Origin of the sequence: Enterococcus sp. AZ079 (assembly GCF_050547255.1) — a bacterium.
GTDB lineage: Bacteria > Bacillota > Bacilli > Lactobacillales > Enterococcaceae > Enterococcus_D > Enterococcus_D casseliflavus.
In genome coordinates this window covers 467,239-487,752 of sequence record NZ_CP172955.1, presented here as the reverse complement: position 1 = coordinate 487,752, position 20,514 = coordinate 467,239, and the positions used below count along the sequence as shown (strand labels likewise).

The 20,514-nt window shown below is 34.9% G+C and carries 17 protein-coding genes; 4 read left to right on the top strand and 13 right to left on the bottom strand.

The window, feature by feature from the left end; all coding sequences use genetic code 11:
• Positions 1-15: 15 nt before the first annotated feature.
• From IGJ15_RS02370 to IGJ15_RS02320, 11 genes are all read right to left on the bottom strand, one after another.
• Positions 16-261, bottom strand: coding sequence for a hypothetical protein (locus IGJ15_RS02370; protein WP_016608418.1), 246 nt, complete (start codon positions 259-261; stop codon positions 16-18).
• Positions 262-488: 227 nt separating this feature from the next.
• Positions 489-1,115: a restriction endonuclease gene (locus IGJ15_RS02365; RefSeq protein ID WP_010749962.1), complete on the bottom strand. Its 627-nt coding sequence runs from the start codon at positions 1,113-1,115 to the stop codon at positions 489-491.
• 677 nt (positions 1,116-1,792) lie between these two features.
• A complete protein-coding gene (locus tag IGJ15_RS02360) occupies positions 1,793-3,661 on the bottom strand; it encodes a UvrD-helicase domain-containing protein (protein WP_430599257.1) in 1,869 nt (622 codons plus the stop codon).
• On the bottom strand, positions 3,654-5,726 hold the full coding sequence (locus IGJ15_RS02355; RefSeq protein ID WP_430599255.1) for an AAA family ATPase: 2,073 nt from the start codon (positions 5,724-5,726) through the stop codon (positions 3,654-3,656). The genes IGJ15_RS02360 and IGJ15_RS02355 overlap by 8 nt, the downstream gene beginning before the upstream one ends.
• 522 nt (positions 5,727-6,248) lie before the next feature.
• On the bottom strand, positions 6,249-7,079 hold the full coding sequence (locus tag IGJ15_RS02350) for an Eco47II family restriction endonuclease (protein WP_430599253.1): 831 nt from the start codon (positions 7,077-7,079) through the stop codon (positions 6,249-6,251).
• A 111-nt stretch (positions 7,080-7,190) separates the two neighbouring features.
• On the bottom strand, positions 7,191-8,486 hold the full coding sequence (gene dcm, locus IGJ15_RS02345; protein WP_430599251.1) for a DNA (cytosine-5-)-methyltransferase: 1,296 nt from the start codon (positions 8,484-8,486) through the stop codon (positions 7,191-7,193).
• Between the two features lie 680 nt (positions 8,487-9,166).
• A complete protein-coding gene (locus tag IGJ15_RS02340) occupies positions 9,167-9,667 on the bottom strand; it encodes a hypothetical protein (RefSeq protein WP_430599250.1) in 501 nt (166 codons plus the stop codon).
• A 150-nt stretch (positions 9,668-9,817) separates the two neighbouring features.
• Entirely contained in the window at positions 9,818-10,441 is a 624-nt protein-coding gene (locus IGJ15_RS02335; protein WP_010709792.1) for a DUF3267 domain-containing protein, read from the bottom strand.
• A gap of 639 nt (positions 10,442-11,080) precedes the next feature.
• A complete protein-coding gene (locus IGJ15_RS02330) occupies positions 11,081-11,590 on the bottom strand; it encodes a hypothetical protein (protein ID WP_010709793.1) in 510 nt (169 codons plus the stop codon).
• 1 nt (position 11,591) lies between these two features.
• Entirely contained in the window at positions 11,592-14,246 is a 2,655-nt protein-coding gene (locus IGJ15_RS02325) for a LysM peptidoglycan-binding domain-containing protein (RefSeq protein WP_430599249.1), read from the bottom strand.
• Positions 14,247-14,773: 527 nt separating this feature from the next.
• Entirely contained in the window at positions 14,774-15,637 is an 864-nt protein-coding gene (locus IGJ15_RS02320; RefSeq protein ID WP_231437929.1) for a helix-turn-helix domain-containing protein, read from the bottom strand.
• A 175-nt stretch (positions 15,638-15,812) separates the two neighbouring features.
• Here IGJ15_RS02320 and IGJ15_RS02315 point away from each other — a divergent pair, with 175 nt between their 5' ends.
• The 4 genes from IGJ15_RS02315 (at position 15,813) to IGJ15_RS02300 (ending at position 18,819) form a co-directional block, all read left to right on the top strand.
• Entirely contained in the window at positions 15,813-16,163 is a 351-nt protein-coding gene (locus tag IGJ15_RS02315) for a hypothetical protein (protein ID WP_430599248.1), read from the top strand.
• Between the two features lie 205 nt (positions 16,164-16,368).
• On the top strand, positions 16,369-17,211 hold the full coding sequence (locus tag IGJ15_RS02310) for a rolling circle replication-associated protein (protein WP_430599247.1): 843 nt from the start codon (positions 16,369-16,371) through the stop codon (positions 17,209-17,211).
• 21 nt (positions 17,212-17,232) lie between these two features.
• On the top strand, positions 17,233-17,508 hold the full coding sequence (locus tag IGJ15_RS02305) for a DNA-binding protein (protein WP_430599246.1): 276 nt from the start codon (positions 17,233-17,235) through the stop codon (positions 17,506-17,508).
• A 93-nt stretch (positions 17,509-17,601) separates the two neighbouring features.
• Positions 17,602-18,819 carry a tyrosine-type recombinase/integrase gene (locus IGJ15_RS02300; RefSeq protein ID WP_430599245.1) on the top strand — a complete coding sequence of 406 codons (1,218 nt, stop codon included), beginning with the start codon at positions 17,602-17,604 and terminating at the stop codon, positions 18,817-18,819.
• Between the two features lie 36 nt (positions 18,820-18,855).
• On the opposite strand, the gene IGJ15_RS02295 is transcribed toward IGJ15_RS02300, so the two are convergent.
• Together IGJ15_RS02295 and rho are read right to left on the bottom strand one after the other, a co-directional pair.
• On the bottom strand, positions 18,856-19,119 hold the full coding sequence (locus tag IGJ15_RS02295; RefSeq protein WP_005233979.1) for a type B 50S ribosomal protein L31: 264 nt from the start codon (positions 19,117-19,119) through the stop codon (positions 18,856-18,858).
• Between the two features lie 99 nt (positions 19,120-19,218).
• On the bottom strand, positions 19,219-20,514 hold the full coding sequence (rho, locus tag IGJ15_RS02290; RefSeq protein WP_005228301.1) for a transcription termination factor Rho: 1,296 nt from the start codon (positions 20,512-20,514) through the stop codon (positions 19,219-19,221).

The following is a 20,514-nucleotide window of genomic DNA, read 5'->3' as shown; positions in this document are numbered from 1 at the left end:
TTTTCCTTAATTCATTTAACTTACAGTATTTTGAAAGACGCTTGAATAAGCCATTTTCAGCCAATTTCTGCTAGGAAAAGCAGCCAATCTCTGGTAAGATAAATAAAAACGTAAAAGAGGACCAGTTATGGAATATTTAGCGATTTTACTTGTTTTCTTTCTATTGAATGTAGTGATACTTGTACTTGGATTGAAGAAGAAACGAATCATGCTGCTTTTTCTGTCACTCTCTGGTTTATTGTTGGTTTGCTTGATTGCCATTTCTTACGTTTTCTTCTATTCAAATACACTTTAAGTCGTCAAAAACACGGGAAGCTGGCTACGAACCTACCGAAACAAACGAGGCTGTTTTAGTCATTACACCCGACGTATAGGACACATTTGTTAAAATTAATTTGAGAAAAAAAATGACTGTGACATAAGTCGCGAAAAAAGCGTAATGAATAACGGATATCCGTTCATTCATTACGCTTTTCTCTTGTTTTTTTTCATGATGAATAATTAAACGAGCTATACTCTCCACATGTTTCACAGATATAGTAATAGTTGCGTTTCTTCTTATTATAAAGTTTCAACTTCTTCCCATTTTTACAACTCTTGCATTCTTCTAATTCAGTCAAGGTTTTATAATAAAATAACTCACTGATCATTTCTGGATAAAAATGCGCAAGCAGCTCAATCAGCTTTTTTCTGTCAACCAACAGTAGATTATCACCGGCTATTTCTAATGCTTGATCTGTAAAAAAATGTGTAGTGATGAAAAGCCCATTGGGAAACCCTTTGTCTGGAAAAATCCATTTAAATGCGGCAACGAGTGGCTTACTGATCCGCTCCGTTGTCTTTTGCGGATTCCAAGCTTTACATTGGACCGCTATTGCCTTTTTATTATTAGAAAAAGCATACACATCAATACCACCATCTTTGTAACCATCGATGTTTTGGACGGTATATCCCATCTTTTGTAAAATACATTCAGCAATATAATTCAAATCCTCAGATTTACAGGTTTCTAATTGAGCCACAATCTTTTTCAATTTTTTCGGGTATGTACGTTCATTAAAGTTGCTTAGTTCTGGTAAATTAATAACTTCCTTCTTTTTCTTAAATGAAAACATGTCTCTTCCTTTCTTGATTGTTTTGGATGTGATTAGTTAAAGCTTAGCTAGTAAGTGGTCTTTAATTATGTAGAATAAAACTGGTTCTTAAGAGAGGAAAAATCTACTTTTCTCAAAAAATCGTTTGAATTCGGTGAAATAAGTCAAAATAATAAACTTATATAGGGATATTATTAATTTAATGATAATTTTATTTAAGCTAAAAGTCAATTGAAGCTTGAATATTCAATAACAATCGAAGGTTAAAACAAATCACTCTTGATCACTGCTTCATTTAAGAAAATTTTTAGATAGGATTCGTTATAGTGCTAATTTCCACATTCTTGTCTTACTGATCTATTGAGTCCTCTTACTTTACTTGTAACAGATTCTGAATGGTTTCTTTCGCTTTAGCAGTTGCGTGTCTATTACCTATAAAAACAAAAAAGGTTTCCCTCGTAAAAGGGAAACCTCTGAAATGTTGTCGAAACAACATTTGCAGTTATTTGTCTTATTCTGCAGCGTTTGTGTCTTTGAGACCGTATTGAGAATTGTCTTGCTTTCTGGTAGAACCTGACAGGTAGAAAACAACGTACCTGCAGGATTTTTGGGGAATTACAAAATCTATTGAAACTCAGTAAAAGTTGATTGAGAAGGTCAAAAGTATGGTCAAAAAATACTCGCCAGTATATCACTTTTTAATCTTTCCGGGTCAAATCTATTATTCGGGCATTTCCAGGCTGTTGAAGCAACTGAAAAAATTCATTGATATTTTTATGACTCTGGTTCGGAAATCTTGTACCTGATCTATGTTTGCAAAAAGTAAAAGTTAAAAATTCCTTTGCACGAGAAATTGCCACAAAAAAAGCACGCCGATCTTCTTCTGGTTGATTTCTAAATGTCCAGAACGCACTATCTTCAAGTCCAATAAAATAAATTGCTTCATACTCTAGACCTTTACTTTTGTGTATTGTCATAATAGAAACTGAATTTTCTCCCATAAAATTTTTTATGGCCTTTTCCCAATTAAAAATCTGTTCATATTCATTCCATAATAGTTCTTCCACGCGTTCAACTAATCTTTCAAAAAAAGTTCCTTGTGAATAAGCAGGGTTCATACTTTTTAGTTTTTGAACATCAAAATATATTAAAATATTTGAAAAAATATTTTTCAAATCATTTCGAGAGCTAACAGATATTAGATTTTCTCGTACTTCATCAAGAATACTTGATAGCTTTTTTTGTTCTAAATCATATATAGTTTCTGAATTACTATCTCCAATCCCTTTTAAAGTCATTATTGTATCTATTACATACTCTCGTTCATCAGGGGATTGACGATTAATCGCTAACTTAATAAAACTAATAATCAATTTAGTGATAAATTCTTTCAACAAATCTTGATATTCAATCTCTATCCTCGCACTTATATCATATTCTTTTAATTTATCAATTATTTTTTCTACATAATTTTTGGGAGTTTGCTTCACCAAAATACAAATATCTCTCGGTTTAATTCCATTTTGTATTTTTCTATAAATATTTTTTGTAATATACTCGGCTTCTTTATCGTCATTATCTGTTAATAATAGGTCAATTTCGCCGTCTCCTTCCCGCCACCGTTCAGAAGTGCTAATCGTCATAGGGTCTTCACTTAATACCTTATACATCATTTTTTGTAATTCCACAAGTCTTGGAGCTGATCTATGATTCATCATCAAGTCAATTCTTGATGATGAAAAATCTTTTTGGAAATCTTGGAAGACTGTAAGTCTAGCACCAGCCCAAACCATTATTCTTTGCTTGTTATCACCGACAGCAGTAATATGTGATTGGGAATTTTGAAAACACGTTTTAACTAATTTATACTGAATATCAGTCGTATCTTGAAATTCATCAAGAAAGACATGTGAGTATGTTTTTCTTAGACTTTTAGTCAAGAGAATATTCGATTGAAAAATATAAGTCGAGAGTAAGGAAATCATTTTGAAAGTCAAAGAAGGAGAAACTGTCTCGCTTCCTTTTAATAATTTGCTCCAAAGCTTTTCAATTATGCTAGATTTCTTCATAGGAAAGGAGGCAGATGCTAAAAAAGTGTCAAAATATTTATTTAATTCATAATCGCTCATGTTTTCTTTGTTCTGAAATCCGCATTCAAAAAAAGCAGTTTTAATTGCTTCGCTATCACCTACACTATAATCTGTAAAGGGTCGACTTTCTTCAGGTAAAGCCATGTAAAATTGATCTAACATCCTTTTGGCAAAAGCATCATAAGTCAAAGAAGTAAATCGATTCCCATACTTTCTACCGTACCTCTTTTCAATACGTTCTTTTAAGTTTTCTGCAGAATCTTTTTTAAAGCTTATTGCCAAAATTTTTTTTGGTGTGGGACATAAATTAGTCGAAAATAGATAACCAGCCTTTTGGGCAAGTAATTCTGTTTTACCTGCCCCAGGTCCCGCAACAACAAGAATGTTTCCTTCTTTTTTTACTGCCTCAATAGCATTGGGCTCCAAAGTTAATCCAGCAGTAGGAACCCATTCTGAAATATCCGTATAGTTACTCATAATTTCCCCTCTGCTCTGAAATAATTTTTTTTGCAGCGGACATCATTCTGGTCAGGACTCCCGGAGATTGTTCGACTAACTTAGCACCGGAAATTTGAGAAAGAACGGCGATATGAGTACTTGGCTTTCCACGATTTAGAAAAAAATAATTATACCAAATCATTAATTCTTTCTGAGTATCATTGTAGGTAATTCCGATAGCCTCATCACTCTTTAAAGTTTTCCCGACATCATGAGCAATTCTTTGTTTAAATTTATATAGCTCTTTTTCTGAATCTTTCAAATCAACAACTTTTTTTGTGACCTCATTTAATTTTATTCGGGGTCCTTCTCTATCTGAAATAGTTGAAATGTAATGCTGACCGTAACTTTCCAACATCATAAAATCGATGTCTAAAGGTGCAGAAAAAAACACATTATAATATTCAAGTTGTCTTAACCAAGAATCCATAACTTCGATTTTTGTACCATCTAGCTTATGTAATTCATTAAGCTGTTCATCGTTAAGTATGCTTCCATCACTAAGTACTAGAAGTTGTTCTTTTGGTATTCCAAACTTTATTAGTTGTTTTAAGACGTATTTTATTCTACCCCAACCACCGCCTTCACGTTCACGATCAAGATCTAATAAAGTAATATGAGGAATACCCAAATCAGCAACTAGCCTCCAAAAATGATTCACATGGCGTCCGCCCAAAGGAACAATGGATACTCCAGAACTATCAAGACCAGATCCATCTGCCTCAAAAAATTTAGGTAGTAATATTTCCTCACTATCACCTTCTCCAAAAATAACTAACTTAGCAAAATATATTTCAGGGTATGCTTTTACAGCTTCCTTTACGTACTTATACTGTTCAGAATTAGTATCGTCATCAGGTAAAGTCAGTTTCTTAATCGATGTTGATAACGTTCCATAGTCCATTCGGAAATGTCGAATTTCTTCTGGATTTATCCTTTTTACAATTGCTGTTGAGTGAGAAGTAATAATAGTTTGTGCATTTTCTTTTTTTGATATATCTCTTAGTTTATTTACTAATTTCCCGAGAATGTGTGGAGAAATATGATTTTCTGGTTCCTCAACAGCAACAATAGTCAATACAGGGGGTTCTTTTGTAAAAGATAAATCTACTCCCTTAACCATTTCTTCATTTATTTTCACTTCAACATCTAAAATACTATCTACCAGAGACATATAAAATAACGACCTCATCCCGTCACCCATCTCATCGATAGAATATTCTCTTCCTGTCTCAGTTGGAGAAAATAAGACCTCCGTATTCTTTACTGCGGTATCAATTGTTGTAGCATTAAATTTTAATTCAGCCTTTGTATACCTTGTATCGGACTGGTACTCATGCCACTCCTTCTGAATTGCTTTTTTTATTATATTAACTCCGCTTTCAACAGAAAAATCTTCATTTATCTTATCTATATTTTTTTTTACATTTTCTCTTGTCTCATCCTTCCAATTGACGCTATTCATTACTTGGTGAATCATACTACCAGAAACATTTTTTAATTGCTTACCAGGATCTCTTACTGCAGGTACATATATTAATCTTATTTTATTCAAATCATGCCTAGATGCATTTTTTTTGTTAGCATCAGAAACTTCACTTGACTCTGGACAAGTAATAAAATAAATATTACTTTCAATAGTACCGTCAATTGTATTACCATCTTCCCAACTTGCCTCTAACCTGATACGTAGCTTAGGCAATGAATCAGGACCTTCTACGATAAAACTTTCAAAAAAAATGGGAATTGCGGGGCTAGATTCATTTTTTTCGTCAAGCAACTCCTCAAATTCAAAAATTGCTTCAATTACTAAATCTTGTTTCTTAAAATCTTCAGGTTGAATACCTTTTGGTAAATGAAAATCTGAACGTTTTAATACACGCTCATTGGGAATATTAGAAAATAATTTGTTAAGTGCTGATAAAGCAGCAGTTTTCCCTACACTATTATTTCCAATAAGCATAGTCAAATTTTCAAAATCAATTACTTGTTCATCGTCACTAATTGAACGAAAATTTTTAAGAATCATTTTTTTTAGCTTCATGTGCTTTTCTCCTATATATATGTCAACATTTAAATTCCATCCTTGAATTAAATAGGATTATTTAAAATAATCACAACGCATTTAGTAGAGGTTAAATGAAGCAAAAAATCTTCATTCCGAAAATAGAGTCTGCTAATCGTTAATTCAACAATGTTTTCCTTATATTATAGTATTTGCTTATAATTGAGAGCTGCAGTATTTTCTGATGGTATTTGAAAGATAGAAACCAGTATACTATTCAATACGAAATAACTAAGATGATTTATGTGATTTCTTAATATCTAGTGATTAACCCAACCATTTTTTTCAAGCATCTTTGTGATGCTTTAATCGCAATGATTTAGATAGATATAATTAAGAAAAATTTCTATTGACTTTCAAATTATTCTAAATTAATGGCGTCAATTACTAGCGAGCTGATTCTCCCATATAGCATAATATGAATGGGAAATGATTATAAATCCACATCCATCAGCTACTAAAATAATTACTTTTCATAAAAATGAAGATTTATAATCGCTTTTATAGCTCCTCTAATGAGGATAACTGAGCATCATCGATATCTTCTAATCCATCAGATGAAAATCCAATGTATTTTGACAGAGGGTAATTGATATAAATTATCTCTTCAAAGAGTGTTCTTTTGTTATTTTGTGACTGTTGATAAAGATCTGCAAAAAGTCCCATGCTAGAGCCTTGTCTAGCGTTTCTGGTACTAATCCAATTTTGCAAAGCTTTAGGCATAATTTCGCATAATTCTTGAAAGGCAGTTTGCTTCCCGGTAACTAACTCATAAAATTTGTCTCCCGAAATAATCCTAATTCTAGGATGACTATACAGTGGTTTTGGTTCACTAGCTCCACTTCTAAATTTCCAAATTTCATTTCTACTTTTTGTGTCTATGATTCGGACATAGTAACAAGTAGCATCAGGAAAAGCATCAGCATATCTTTTTATTTTTTCAAACAAGCTCAGTACATGGGTTCCAGTGACAGTGTTATGTTTATTTTTTATTTCTGCAAAAATTGTTTTATCATCGTTAGCAACATCATAACTTTGACCAACTGGATAATTGTTAAATCCTTCAATTTTACCAATAAGTTTTTCATGAAATGTTCCTACATGATTGGTAATAGTTTTTTCAACCTGCCTCTGTAACTCTGCTGCAAGCCAACTTTGCTCATTCAAATTATTTATTGCGGTATCAAAAGTCATTTTAAAAGTATCAATTCTATTTTTAAAGAACTTTTGATAATCAATTCCTTGTAAAGCCTTTTCATATTCCAAATAAAGAAATTCTATGCATTCAAATAAATCCTCGTCTGAAATAAATGATAAATAGGTATTAGCCATTTCATTTTCCCTCCAAAATCATTATTACTTTTATATTAACTCAACAAGTGGTTCCTGTGGGCCCTTAACAAAGAAAAAAAGGATTATCAAATATGATAATCCCTTTAAATATCAGTCAGTGAATTGGTTTAAATAGTTTACTACAGCTTTTCCAATATACTCTGCCATATTGACAGGTACAGCATTACCAATTTGTTTATATATCGCTCCTGTTCCTCCGGAAAAATTCCAGTTATCAGGAAAAGATTGGATTCTAGCATATTCTCTCGTAGTAAAGGGTCTAGTTTCACTAGGGTGGCATCTTTCAGTTTGTTTTTGACTTGGAGAAGTTGTTAAAGTTAAACATGGTTCATTCCAAGAAATACGTCTCGCCATACCTCGTTTTCCACCGCCAGAAAACCAGCTTTTGCCTAAATATTCCTTTGCTACTTCTTCAGGTAAATCTACCCAACAACCTCCCGGAGGAACTAAGTCCATGACCTTTTTTTTCTTTTCACTATATTCCATACTTTCACTATCAGGAACATCTTTCAAAACATCTTTTAAAACAGGCTTATATGTTTGAGCCTTAGGAAATGCAAAGTGAATTTTCTGCCTTTTAATTAGATCATTTCTTATTCCAATGATTACAATTCGCTCACGTTTCTGCGCAACGTCATAGTTCCACGAATTCAAAATATTCCAATAAACAGTATACCCCTCATTTTCAAATACTTTTAACATTGTTTCTAAAGTTTTTCCATGATCATGATTAACCAATCCACGTACATTTTCAGCAATAAAAACTTTGGGTTTAAATTCATTTATAATTCTACTGTATGGATAAAAAAGAGTACCTCGGGTATCAGCGAATCCTTCACGTTGGCCAGCATAAGAGAAGGACTGACATGGGTATCCTCCACTCAAAATGTCAAATTTTTCAACATTAAGGAATTGAGTTAAATTTTCTGAAATCTCTTCTATGTCTCCTTCAATTACATTCCAATTTCTTCTATTATTCCTTAAAGTTTGTGCCGCATGTTTATCCCATTCAATTGCTCCAACTGATTCTAAACCCGCTTTTTCTAATCCTAAAGCAAGTCCCCCAGCTCCAGCAAATGTTTCTAAAACTGTAAATTGTTTTTTAGGTTTTACATTTTTTACTTCAGTAAATTCATCAAGCTTATATAAATACCTATCAAAAGGAACCTCTACTAAGGTAGGATCTTCTTCTGCTAAAAGCTCCAGTACAGGTATATTCAAAATATCTGCCAACCTACTCACATTAGTTCGAATCGGATCATACTCTTCAGAAAACATGTTAGATAATTGACTTTTAGAAATTCCTACTAATTCAGCTAATTCTTTTTGTGTCTTAATGTTTAATTTCTGCATTTTCAATAATACTTTTTGTTTATTCAATCTCATAGTTCAATCTCCTTAGATACCCCGACTGAAGTTCATTATATATTAAACATAACTTATTGTCTATAATTTTATTTCTCAAATTAAACGGTTTCTAAAAGCTATAGAAGCTGAATTTTCTATAAAAATTAGAATAACTTGTCACAATAATATTAAGAAAAATTCAAGATAATCTTAGATTTGAGTAAACAGTCTAACTTTCTTCGAAAAACCTCCCTTCACAAATTGTATTAATGGCGAAGGTCAGTCAGATTGTTTTCTAAGTTTTTTATGAAAAATAAAAAATTTATAACGAAAAGTACATTTGAATTATTATTACTAAGGAAGAGGATAAGAAAAGATGCTACCTACATTCCCCAAAAAACTTGCCAGATTGATTGTTGGTAAGATTTTCTCTTTTCTATTTATTATTTATTGAGGGCTGGATTGCTTTCTGGTGGTGGCTGATAGTCAGAAAACAGTTTAGATACGGGATTATTAAGGAATTAGAAAATCTAATGTAACTCAGTAAAAGTAGATTGAGAAGGTCAAAAGTATGCCCAAGAAATACTCGCCAATATATTATTCTTTTCAAAAAATAAGACATTTTATGTGCCCTCTTAATTCCTTGTTTGATTGAGTGGATTTTGAATGAGATTAAAATTTTTTCTAATAGAACTCGATACAACGCTATTTCCAAAATTTTAATTACTTAAAAAACAGAGATAAGTAAACAGGAAATTTATAATAGGAAAGTCACTTTTTAACTGTTTGAGGCTGATAATATCTTGAACAGCGTGAGTGGACAGATTTAAATATCTAACTGTACCATTGTATCTGCCATCATTAACAGCTTGCTCATAAATTGCTCTTATTCCTGCTTTTTCTTTGCTATTTGAGATAACATTTAAAAACTTAGTCTCGATATTTTCTTTCTTATTTATAAATTTATAGTTTTCACTTAATTTCTCATGCTGTGTCTCTCTTAACTTGCTTACAATATCATTTACAATCAGTTCAACAAAAGTTCTTAATGCAGAAATAAATACAATCTCATACTTTCCATCTCTATATAACTCATTTAGTTGATTTTTGAAATCTATGATATCCTGATTTATATTTTGGTTAATTTCCATTATTGGATGAATTACAAAAGTTGAGTGTTTCCCACTATTATTATTCGTGTTAGATTTCGGGAATTTCACCTTACCTAAATATTCCCCTTGAATTGTCTTTCCACTAATCTTATCTTTTATTTTTATTTAAAAAACAATATTTTCACACTGAATTGTTTTTAAAATTCAAGTACACTCGATTCATTTCTTTCAATTACTTTTTTATACCTTGGATTCATTTTAATCCTCCTGAATCCAAAAACTATGGAAACCATAATTAAAGATTTTTGCACCTTTTGGTACTTGTCGAATAGTATTGAACACATTGACAAAATCACCCACTGCACTGATTGTCATACTAAAACTCATCAATAACCAACAAACAGAAAATTCTAAAGTAAGAATTGGGGCAATAAAGTACCAAAGTAAAAATGGTAGGATACCCAGAACAATTACCGGTGCTAAACACATGGCAATAAATCGTAATCTACTTAGCTTTTCTTCACAATAAACAAACATTGTCCCCTGATCAAGATAGTTCCAAATTTCCTTACGAGCATTTATTGGAAAAACTAATGCATGAATGATCTCATGAACAATTATCAGCGGATACATCAAAAAAATAGATACAATGATGGCAAACCAATGAAAATTCCAATCCTGAACATAGTCCATTGTAAAAAGTCTATAAATTACAATGAATACCATGATTAAAAATAACGGTAAACCAAGTAATAGTCCTTGTAAAAAAATTTCATTTATATTCTCGCTTTCTTTAAATTGGGTAGCTTGATAAGGGTACGGCTGACCTTTTGTTAGCTGGGATTCATCTTTATATTTTCCCATATAATAAATTTGAAACATTTCCTCACCTCTTGAATTAATTATTCTATTTTAATTATTTTTTGGCACCTCATTTTTGCTTGTGTAATTCATCGACAGTTACGCCATATTTACTACTAATGAGCCATAATAATTCGCCGTAGGAGGCTTTATGAATCACAGGAGTTGTAATTTTGTCGTTGGTTTTCCTAATGAAATAAGTTGCTTGACCATCAATTTTTAGCCTAAATGGATTGTATTGTTTTTGATCTTACTTCCATTGCACAAATTTTGAGACAGATAATCCATACTTCTCACAAATCCCCAAATCGAATCTCCCACTTTTACTTTGTAAGTGGCTGGGTACTTGGTTTGGGTGTAGGTTTAGGTGTAGGTTTGGGTGCTGACTTGGCTAATGGTTTTATAGTTAATTATCTTCTGAGAATTCTCATATTAACCTTTTAGATACCTCTAAAGAGGATAAACAGAATTTAACGGAAGAGGAAGTAGAGGATGGTTCTCTACTAAAATCCCTTATCAGCGTAACTGCTGACAAGGGATTTTCTTTTTTATCTATTAATAGTCAATCAGACAAAATATATAACTGTGACTGTTCTTAAAATTGATTAACCACAAAAAAAGATGTAACAATCTCTATCAAGATAATCTGTTCAATTTTACTTAATAAGGGGAAGTAGATTTCTCTTCATAAAAAAGACCGTGTCTTTTTATTATTTGTTCTACATCTTCTATATTCTCTTTATTCACACCTATATATATATAATAATCATAACCAAAATGAATAACTAATTGCTCATTAACTAATTTTCCCCAAACAAACTCCCTAAGAAGCAATTTCATAACTAATGGTATATTATCAATTTGTATTTGTTTATTTTTATTTAAATTGTTATACATTTTTTTTAAAAATTCATTATCCTCGGTCAATGTATCAATATCTCTACTTTTCTCAAACTGAGTTAGCAAAAAACTATTTACATCTAAAATTTTAGCTATTTCTAATACTGTATTTATATATTTTAGTTCTACGAGTTTATAATCACCCAACGTAAATATTTCACCTTCAAATTTTTTCCCGATATCACTATATGATGTCCACTCGTTTATGATATATTTTCCATTTTCATCTCTAAACTTACAGTTATATTTTGAAACTCTTAAAAATTTCATATTAATCACCTATCCTATTTAGATCTTCATCATAAGTCCCACTTCTAGTATCTTTACTTCCCAAATCCTTAACATTGTCTGCTCCTTTCCAAGTACCACCATTATGCGAGTCAACATCCGGTGTTATATATTTTGGTTTCCGTTTCGTATTTTTGAAAACAGGCTGTCCATGCGAACGTTCATTTGTTTTTATATATCCTAATTCCTCAGCTTTTTTTTGTGCTTCTTTATTCGTTATATTATTTATGATTAAATTTTGGCCTGGGTGTATCGTATAATTTTTGATCCTATTCCATTTCACTAGATCATCCATGCTCACGCCGTATCGATTGGCGATCAACCAAACAGAATCCCCTGCTTTTACGGTATAGCTGATTCCGCTTTTCCCTGCAGGGTTTGAATGACTCGTGGTCGTACCTTTTTTGACGACTAATACTTGGCCCGGGTGAATCAAATCGCCTTTGAGCCCATTTTGTTTGCGTAATTCATCGACGGTCACACCATATTTACTACTAATGAACCATAAGGATTCGCCATAAGAGACTTTGTGGGTCACTGGATTTGTGGAAGTGGGTACTTTGGTCGTTGGTTTTCCTGATGAAACAGGTTGTTTGACTGTTAGTTTTTGGCCCGGATGGATCGTATTATTATTGATCTTATTCCACTTCACCAGATCATTCATACTGATCCCATGCATATTAGCGATCAACCAGACCGAATCCCCTGCTTTTACCGTATACGTCGTGTTAGTCGTAGGAGAAGTTTTTGGTGCTGGTTTTGATGCCGGTTTCGGTTCTTGTAAATACATCACTTGTCCTGGATGAATGGTATTATTTTTGATCTTATTCCATTGGACAAATTTTGAAACGGATAAACCATACTTCTCGCAGATCCCCCAAACCGAATCCCCTGCTTTTACTTTGTAAGTGGCTGGCGTACTTGATTTTGTCGTAGGTTTGGACACTGGCTTTGATGTGTTTGCTGGTTGTTTGACGATGACTTGCTGGCCAGGATGGATCAGATTATTTTTGATTTTGTTCCATTTGATGAAGTCATTCATACTGATGCCATACTTATGCGAAATAGACCAAACAGATTCTCCTGCACGTACTTGATGCATCGTATTTTTTGGGGTCGTCGTTGGCTTCGGTTTCGCTGGAGAAGTTGGTTTCGTTACTGGCTTGGCAACAGGTTTTGCAGGTGCTTTGGGTTTGGCTTTGATCACTGGTTTCGGACGAGTTACCGGAGGAACATAGGACGCATTTGACTTTCTTCGTGCACTTGCGGCCGCCTGTGCGCGAGCTCGAGCGGCGGCTTGTTGTTTGGCCCAATTCTGTGCTTGTTTTCTCGCTTTTGCTGCGGCTTGGGCACGAGCTCGTTGTGTGGCTTGCGCTTTGGCGCGGGCTGCTGCTTGTAGTTTAGCACGGGCAACGGCTTTTGCGTGGGCTTGTTGTGCGGCTTGATGTCGTTTTTGTGCTTGTTGTTCATGATAACGCCAACGTTCGACCATTCGTTTTTTTTCCGCACGACGTGCTTCCAATGTCGTATATATTTTATGGCTTGAATAAGCAGCTGTTCCTAGTCCAATCACCCATGCAGCACCTTTGACAAGTAATGGAATGGCTAGAGGCAAGGCGCGTTTTTTTCGTGATCCGCTTGTTTGACTATTCCGAGAAGCACTGATTTCAGAAATCACTTGTTCCAATGCTTGTTCATCTTTTGCCTCTAACATCCGATTGATTTCCTCATCGGTACTTGCTAGAAAGAAGTCACTAAATGCTGCTCCTTCTTCCAATTTCTGTTCTCGATCATTATAGTATTGCGTAAGCAGTTGTTCAAATGTCTCTAACGACGATTCATTTTCCAATCGTTTAATCTCATCGGCAGTAAGAAACTTCTTTAGTTCATCGAGTTCTTCTACACCAAAGGACTCATCCAATTGATTCAACAAGAGATATTCTAAAGCATCGGCCAATTCTTTTTCATTGCTTGAATCTATGACTAACCCTAATTCTTCTTCTGTTGCATGATCAATGTATTGATCGATTGCGGCATCAAAGGCTTTTTCATCAAAAGCGACCACCGGTTCCTCTTCTGGCTGATTTGAAGAAACGGCGGAAAGATCTCGGCGGCTTCGCCGTGAAACAACTGCTTCTTCGCTTGAAGAGACTGGTTCGTCTATTTTTTCGCTAGGTTCATCAATACTTGGAGAGGTATGTCCACCGAATGATTCAGAAGGTTGTGTTCCTTCAGAATCACTCGTTGATGAATCAACCGCTTCCTTCGTTACTTCTTCATGAGAAATCGTTTGGTCCTGAGGATCCGAAGACTTTTCTGTAGACTCATCGACTTCTTCTGGCCCAGTTTCTTCGCTAGACTGGATGAGATCACTTGATTGTGTACGATCGCTTGATCCTTCCAAACTACTTGATACCATCGTTTGCCTATCCTCAGTTGTTTCTTCTACTTTTTCAGTTTGTCCATCTGATGAATCGTCCGAGCGTTTTGTTAGATCCTCTTTCTTGTTACCGTCAGATACCATCGCTTCTTGAGACTCCATCGAATCGGCCACAGCGACCACACTTGGCACAAGAGTCGAAGATACTACCAACAATATACTTGCAAAAATACCGAAGCGAAACACTTTTTTCAACATACTGCTTCTTCCTCTCTTATTTTTTTACACCCAATAAAATAACGACAAATATTTTAACAACAATCATCAAGATACTTATACACGGGTGTTAAAAAAATAATATCATCATTTTTAACGATGATAAATAACGAGAAAGCAAGATTCATCTTCCAATTTTGTCACATGATCAAACCGAAAGAGTGTGTTCCCCTTACAAAAGGCAAAGATTATACAAACGCCTAAAAAAAGATTTTCAAAACTTTTATAGCGAAACCACTAAATGTTCGTATACGAGTTTCCTCCTATATTTAAATCGCTATAATTAGTAGTTGATTTAGTGAACTTTGTACAAATTTGGCAAGTTATTCCTAATCTTTATGCACATATAAACAATAGTAAAAATCTCTTTGTATAAAATGTACCCACTATTTAGTGATTTGAGGATGAATTTATACTAAAGCAATCAATAGGAGTGATTTCTAAATCTAAATAGGCCCGCAGTTCAAAATGTCCTGTGATGAACGATTAATGTAACTCCCTTTTTGCTTTTACTTCTCAAACCAATCATAAAATTCATCTGGTGTTTTCTCCCGATAGAGTTTGATTAACGCTGGTCGCATCGATTGGAATATTTCGACTAATTCTTCTCCACCAAATCGAGTGGAAAAATGCTTATCAGTAAATATCATTGATAAAGAAGAAAGAAACAGCTCTGTATCTTCATCTGTACCAAGAATATTAATCAATTTTCCAATCAAATAAGAATCATTAAATGTCAGGTCTTGTTTCACATCAAAGGTTTTTATGGATTCTTTCACCATTTTCGCAATGCGATCTTTCTCCCCATACTTGATCTCACCACTCATCTCGATGTAGTCAATGATTCCAGATGAAAGAATCGTGACAGCTTCTTCTTTTGCTTTTGATGATAGTTTGTTTAGCGTTTTGGATCCTTCAAGGACCTCTTTCGTGATCTCTACGACATAGTCTTTCATGATTTCACTCGAATATTCTACAAAACATTCTTGGATAAATTCCTCCAAAGGATAGCCTAGCTCATTCTCCCAAGCAGGATTTTTGAACTCGCCCGTATAAAATTCTTGTTTTATCTTCTCAATGATTTCAGGATGATCGTCCACTATTTGTTTCTGACCAATGAGAAACAAATACTCTCGAATATAGTCTTCCACATGCCCAAAATAAAACCAGCCGACAGGTTTTCCGCTGATACTAGATAATTGGTTGATCACACTCATAGGAGCCAACGCATAGCCTTGAACGTAGGAGCTGATCGTCGGCTTTTTTAACCCTAATCGATTCCCTAATTCTGTAAAAGAGAGTGACATTTCGTCTTTTAATTCTTTGATTCGTTGGCCCACCTTCACTTTATCGGGTTGTACTAAACCAAACATATTCAAATTCCTCCTTATCATTTTTTCCATTATAACACTCGTATAAAAAATCGTATATCTTTTTTGGAAAATCTCTTGACCTCGTATAAGTTTTCGTATAAAATACAAATCGTAGATGGCCATCTATATTTTTTAATCAAATCGTATAAACTTTCGTATAAAAAGGAGAATTATGATGCCAATAAAAATTACCGATCTCAGTTTACCGAAAGAAACACTCGAAAAAGAATACCAAGTCGTCAATGTCACTCGCTGGCAAAAGGAGGGCGAAATTTTAGGTTGGAGCTACGAATGTATCCTACCAAAACTTCGCTACGAAAAAATCAGTGTCAAAGTCAAATCTGAACATCCTGTGATCACGTCGGAAGAGCTTACCCAACAAGGTTTAGCCATAGTTACATTTACCAATTTGGTGATCGTACCTTGGGGGCGCTCAAATGGACAATTTGTCAGTTATGGGTTATCGGCAACCGCTGATACGGCAACTTTGATTCCCAAAAAACAAGGTGTCACTACACAAAACTAATTTTCCTATGCGTTTGTTGGGTGGTTAGGACGAAACGGCGAGGCAGCGCCCACAGAGCCGTTTCTGTCCGTTAAGACCGCCCAATAAACCCATAGATTGGAAGGACTGCCGCGCAGGCCTTCCCCTTAACTTGATTTATAGAACAACATCAGGAGAAAATGACTGGTTCTTTGACAATCGAATACGCACCAAGGAGTGGGGATTATTGAAAGCGTATAATCAGAAAACCATTGAAACTCCCACGTACCTTGAAATTTATGATTATGAAACCATCATTACTCCTAAAAAAAGAAATGAAGAAACAGAACCAAATCCAAAACGAAAACAAGAATTAGCTTGGCTTTATACAGAGGATATTCCCACGGAAACAAGAAGAAGTTATGACGAACTCTCTGCTCAAGAACAATACGATAGTTTAAAACGAAAACAAAAATACTACAAAAACATGCGTTTTGAAATCGCCCGACTCGTGGATATGAACTTTGATGATCAGACAAAATTTTTGACCCTCACTTTTAGAGAAAACATACAAGACATTGCCTATGCGAATAATGAATTCAAAAAATTTATCAAGCGACTAAACTACGAACTCTATCATACAAAAAAAGCAAACCTTAAATATCTCGCCACGTGGGAAAAACAAAAGCGAGGTGCGATCCATTACCACATCATCTTATTTGACTTCCCTTTTCTTTCTGTCGATCGTCTTACCACGATCTGGGGACATGGATTTGTCAAAATCAATAGGATCGATGTGGATCGCATCGAAAATCGCGGAAGCTATATCAGTAAATATTTCGATAAGGACTTGGATATGAAAGAACATAAGAAAAAAGCGTTCTTCAGATCGCGCAATCTCAAAGTACCTATTGTTACAAAAAAACTCGTGGATCAACCCTATGATCCCACCAATCAAGATGTGCTTTATACCCATGAGTATCTGGTAAGACGCCCGATATTTTACAGGAATATAAATGAAAGTGGAAATCCTGAACAAATGATGGATTTTCAAGAAAGCATCGTATGCTATACCAAAATAAAAAAATAAATTATGAAAGTAGGAAAAATTATGACTGTTAATGTACCAATTGAGTTTAATCAAGAAATAATTGAAGAAATTGTTCAATTAACTATGCAGAAAATTGAGGAAGGACAGATACAACAACCAAATTTAAACGAGTTACCCCCGTATCCAACAAAGAAACAATTAAAAAAACAGCTAAAGATTGGAGATGCTCGCCTCAATAGTTGGATTAACAATGGATTAAAAATCATTCCTTTTGGTAAAGAAACTCGATTTGATCGTGAAGATGTAAAGTTATTCTTAGATAATCTAAAAATCTAAACTTGACTTACCTATTGTTGCTGTCTATTATACCGATAGGAAAGGAGGTTCCTTCCCTTTGATATACTGGCGAGTGAATCAAAGGAGATAATTATGATCAAAAAATATCAAAAGAAAAATGGCACAATCGCCTACATGTTCAAAGCTTACCTTGGCATTGATCCTGTTACAGGGAAAAAGAAATACACTACCAAGCGTGGGTTTAAATCACAACGAGAAGCAAAAAAAGCCTATAATCGCTTGATGGTTCAAGTAGAGGAAAATGATGTGGTGACGAATTCACAACGCCTTTTTTCAGAATTGGCGGATGAATGGTTTGAACAATACAAAAATACGGTTCGTGAAAGTACCTATGTTGCCCAAAAGTTAGCATACAAAAAACATATTTCCCCTCTTTTTGGGAATTTGAAAATCTCAAAAATCTCAATTCCTTACTGTCAAAAACAGGTCAACTATTGGTACAGCTATTACAAAAAATATTCCAACTTAATTGGATTGACATCATCCGTTTTCAAGTATGCTTTAAGTTTACGTCTCATTCGAAATAACCCAATGGATGCTGTGATTCGTCCCAAACGCAAGAAACAGATTGACGAAGAAAGATATTCTGCACCTTACTATGAAAAGGAAGAATTATTGGTGTTTCTTGAAATTGCCAAAAACTATCCTGATCCAATTTATCCAATTTTTCGGATTTTAGCTTTTACAGGATTACGAAAAGGCGAATTGTTAGCGTTACGTTGGAAAGATATTGATTTTGATAAAGGTACACTCTCTGTTAAACAAACGTTAGCTACGTGTGATAAATGGGAAATCAAATTTCAAGTCCCAAAAACAGAAAAGAGTCTTCGAACAATCTCGATAGACTCGGAAACATTGCAAGTAATTAAACGATGGCAATTGAAGCAAAAAGAATATTTTCTAAAAATGGGAATTAAATCTGCCAAAGACGGTGAACAACTTCTATTTGTATCAGAAGAAAATAAACCGCTCTATTTGGATTATGTAAATCACAACTTGAAAACCATTATTAAGGAAAACAACTTAAAATATATTACACCCCATGGTTTTCGTCATACGCATTGTAGTCTGCTTTTTGAATCCGGTGCTTCAATCAAAGAAGTTCAAGTTCGGTTAGGACATACAGATATTAAAACGACTATGGATATCTACACCCATGTCACAAAAAGGCAAACAGAAGAAACAGCAAATCGTTTTGCGGATTTCATGCGTTCCACAGAGGAAAAACGAGAAAATTTGCAGAAGGTCAAAAGTATGGTCAAAAGCGAAAAAAGCAGACTATCCCCATAAGATAGTCTGCTAAACGTTGATATATCAGCGTTTGTCTTATTCTGCAGCGTTTGTGTCTTTGAGACCGTATTTTTTGTTGAAACGGTCCACACGTCCGTCTGCTTGTGTGAATTTTTGACGTCCAGTGTAGAATGGATGTGAATCAGAAGTTACTTCGACACGGATCAATGGATACGTGTTGCCGTCTTCCCACTCAACAGTTTCTTGAGAATTCTTTGTAGAACCTGATAAGAATTTGAAACCAGTAGTTGAGTCCATGAATACAACTGGATGATAATCTGGATGGATATCTTGTTTCATTTCTTCTTCTCTCCTTTGCCCTGGCTCATTTGCTTCACCAGAGTTGATTTGTCGATTTTACAACATGACTATCTTACCATGTTTGGTTTTTAGATGCAATTATCTTTTTATATTTCTTTTTTGCCGTTTGTCTCCGAAATGGACATCATGAAAAGCCGCTAAAAACTCTTCATTGTTCTTTGTTTTACGCAAGAATTGAATGAATTGTTCTGTGAACTCCAAGGAATCCCCCAACATGTTGTTGCGTAAGCGCCAGGTTTCTTCCAATTGCTCGCTGCTCATCAGCAATTCCTCTTTACGGGTACCAGATTTCTTGATGTCGATCGCTGGGAAGATCCGACGTTCTGCTAAGCTGCGAGAAAGCTGCAGCTCCATATTGCCGGTTCCTTTAAACTCTTCATAGATGACATCATCCATGCGGCTGCCGGTATCCACCAGTGCGGTGGCAAGAATCGTCAAACTGCCGCCTTCTTCAATATTACGGGCAGCACCAAAAAATTTCTTTGGTTTGTACAAAGCAGCTGGATCGATCCCGCCGCTTAGTGTACGTCCGCTTGGAGGTACCACTAAGTTGTAGGCTCTTGCCAAACGAGTGATACTATCCATCAGAATCACGACATCACGCTTGTCTTCTACCAAACGCATCGCCCGTTCTAGTACCAATTCAGAAACACGGGTATGGTTGCTAGGCTGCAGGTCAAAGGTTGAAGAAACAACATCTCCTTTGACACTGCGTTCCAGATCAGTCACTTCTTCTGGGCGCTCGTCGATCAAAAGAACGATCAATTCCACCTCAGGATAGTTGTCAGTGATCCCATTGGCAATTTCTTTCAAGATACTGGTTTTCCCAGCTTTAGGCGGAGCAACGATCAGTCCCCGTTGTCCAAAACCCACTGGCGACAGCATGTCGATCATCCGCGTAGAAAGGCGTCCTGACGTTGTTTCTAATTTTAAATGACGATTCGGATAAAGCGGCGTCAGCGCTGGAAAATGCGGACGCTCTTTGGCATCTTCTGGATCTTTGCCATTAACAGACTCAACGTGCATCAATCCATAATAGCGCTCAGATTCCTTGGGCGGGCGCGCCTTACCGGCGACTTTATCACCATTACGCAAACTAAACCGACGAATCTGTGATGAAGAAATATAGATATCTTCTGCACTCGGTCCGTAGTTGATTGGGCGTAAAAAACCGTAGCCTTCTTGGCCTACGATATCCAAGATTCCTTCCATATAAAAGAAGCCTTGTTTTTCCGCCTGCGCCCGTATCACAGCCAATGACAATTCTTTTTTATTCATCTGGCTGTAATAAGGAATTCGAAACTCTTTGGCAAAGGTGTAGATCTCTTTTAAGGTTTTGTTTTCCAACTCTGCCATCGTAAGATAATCGCTCAT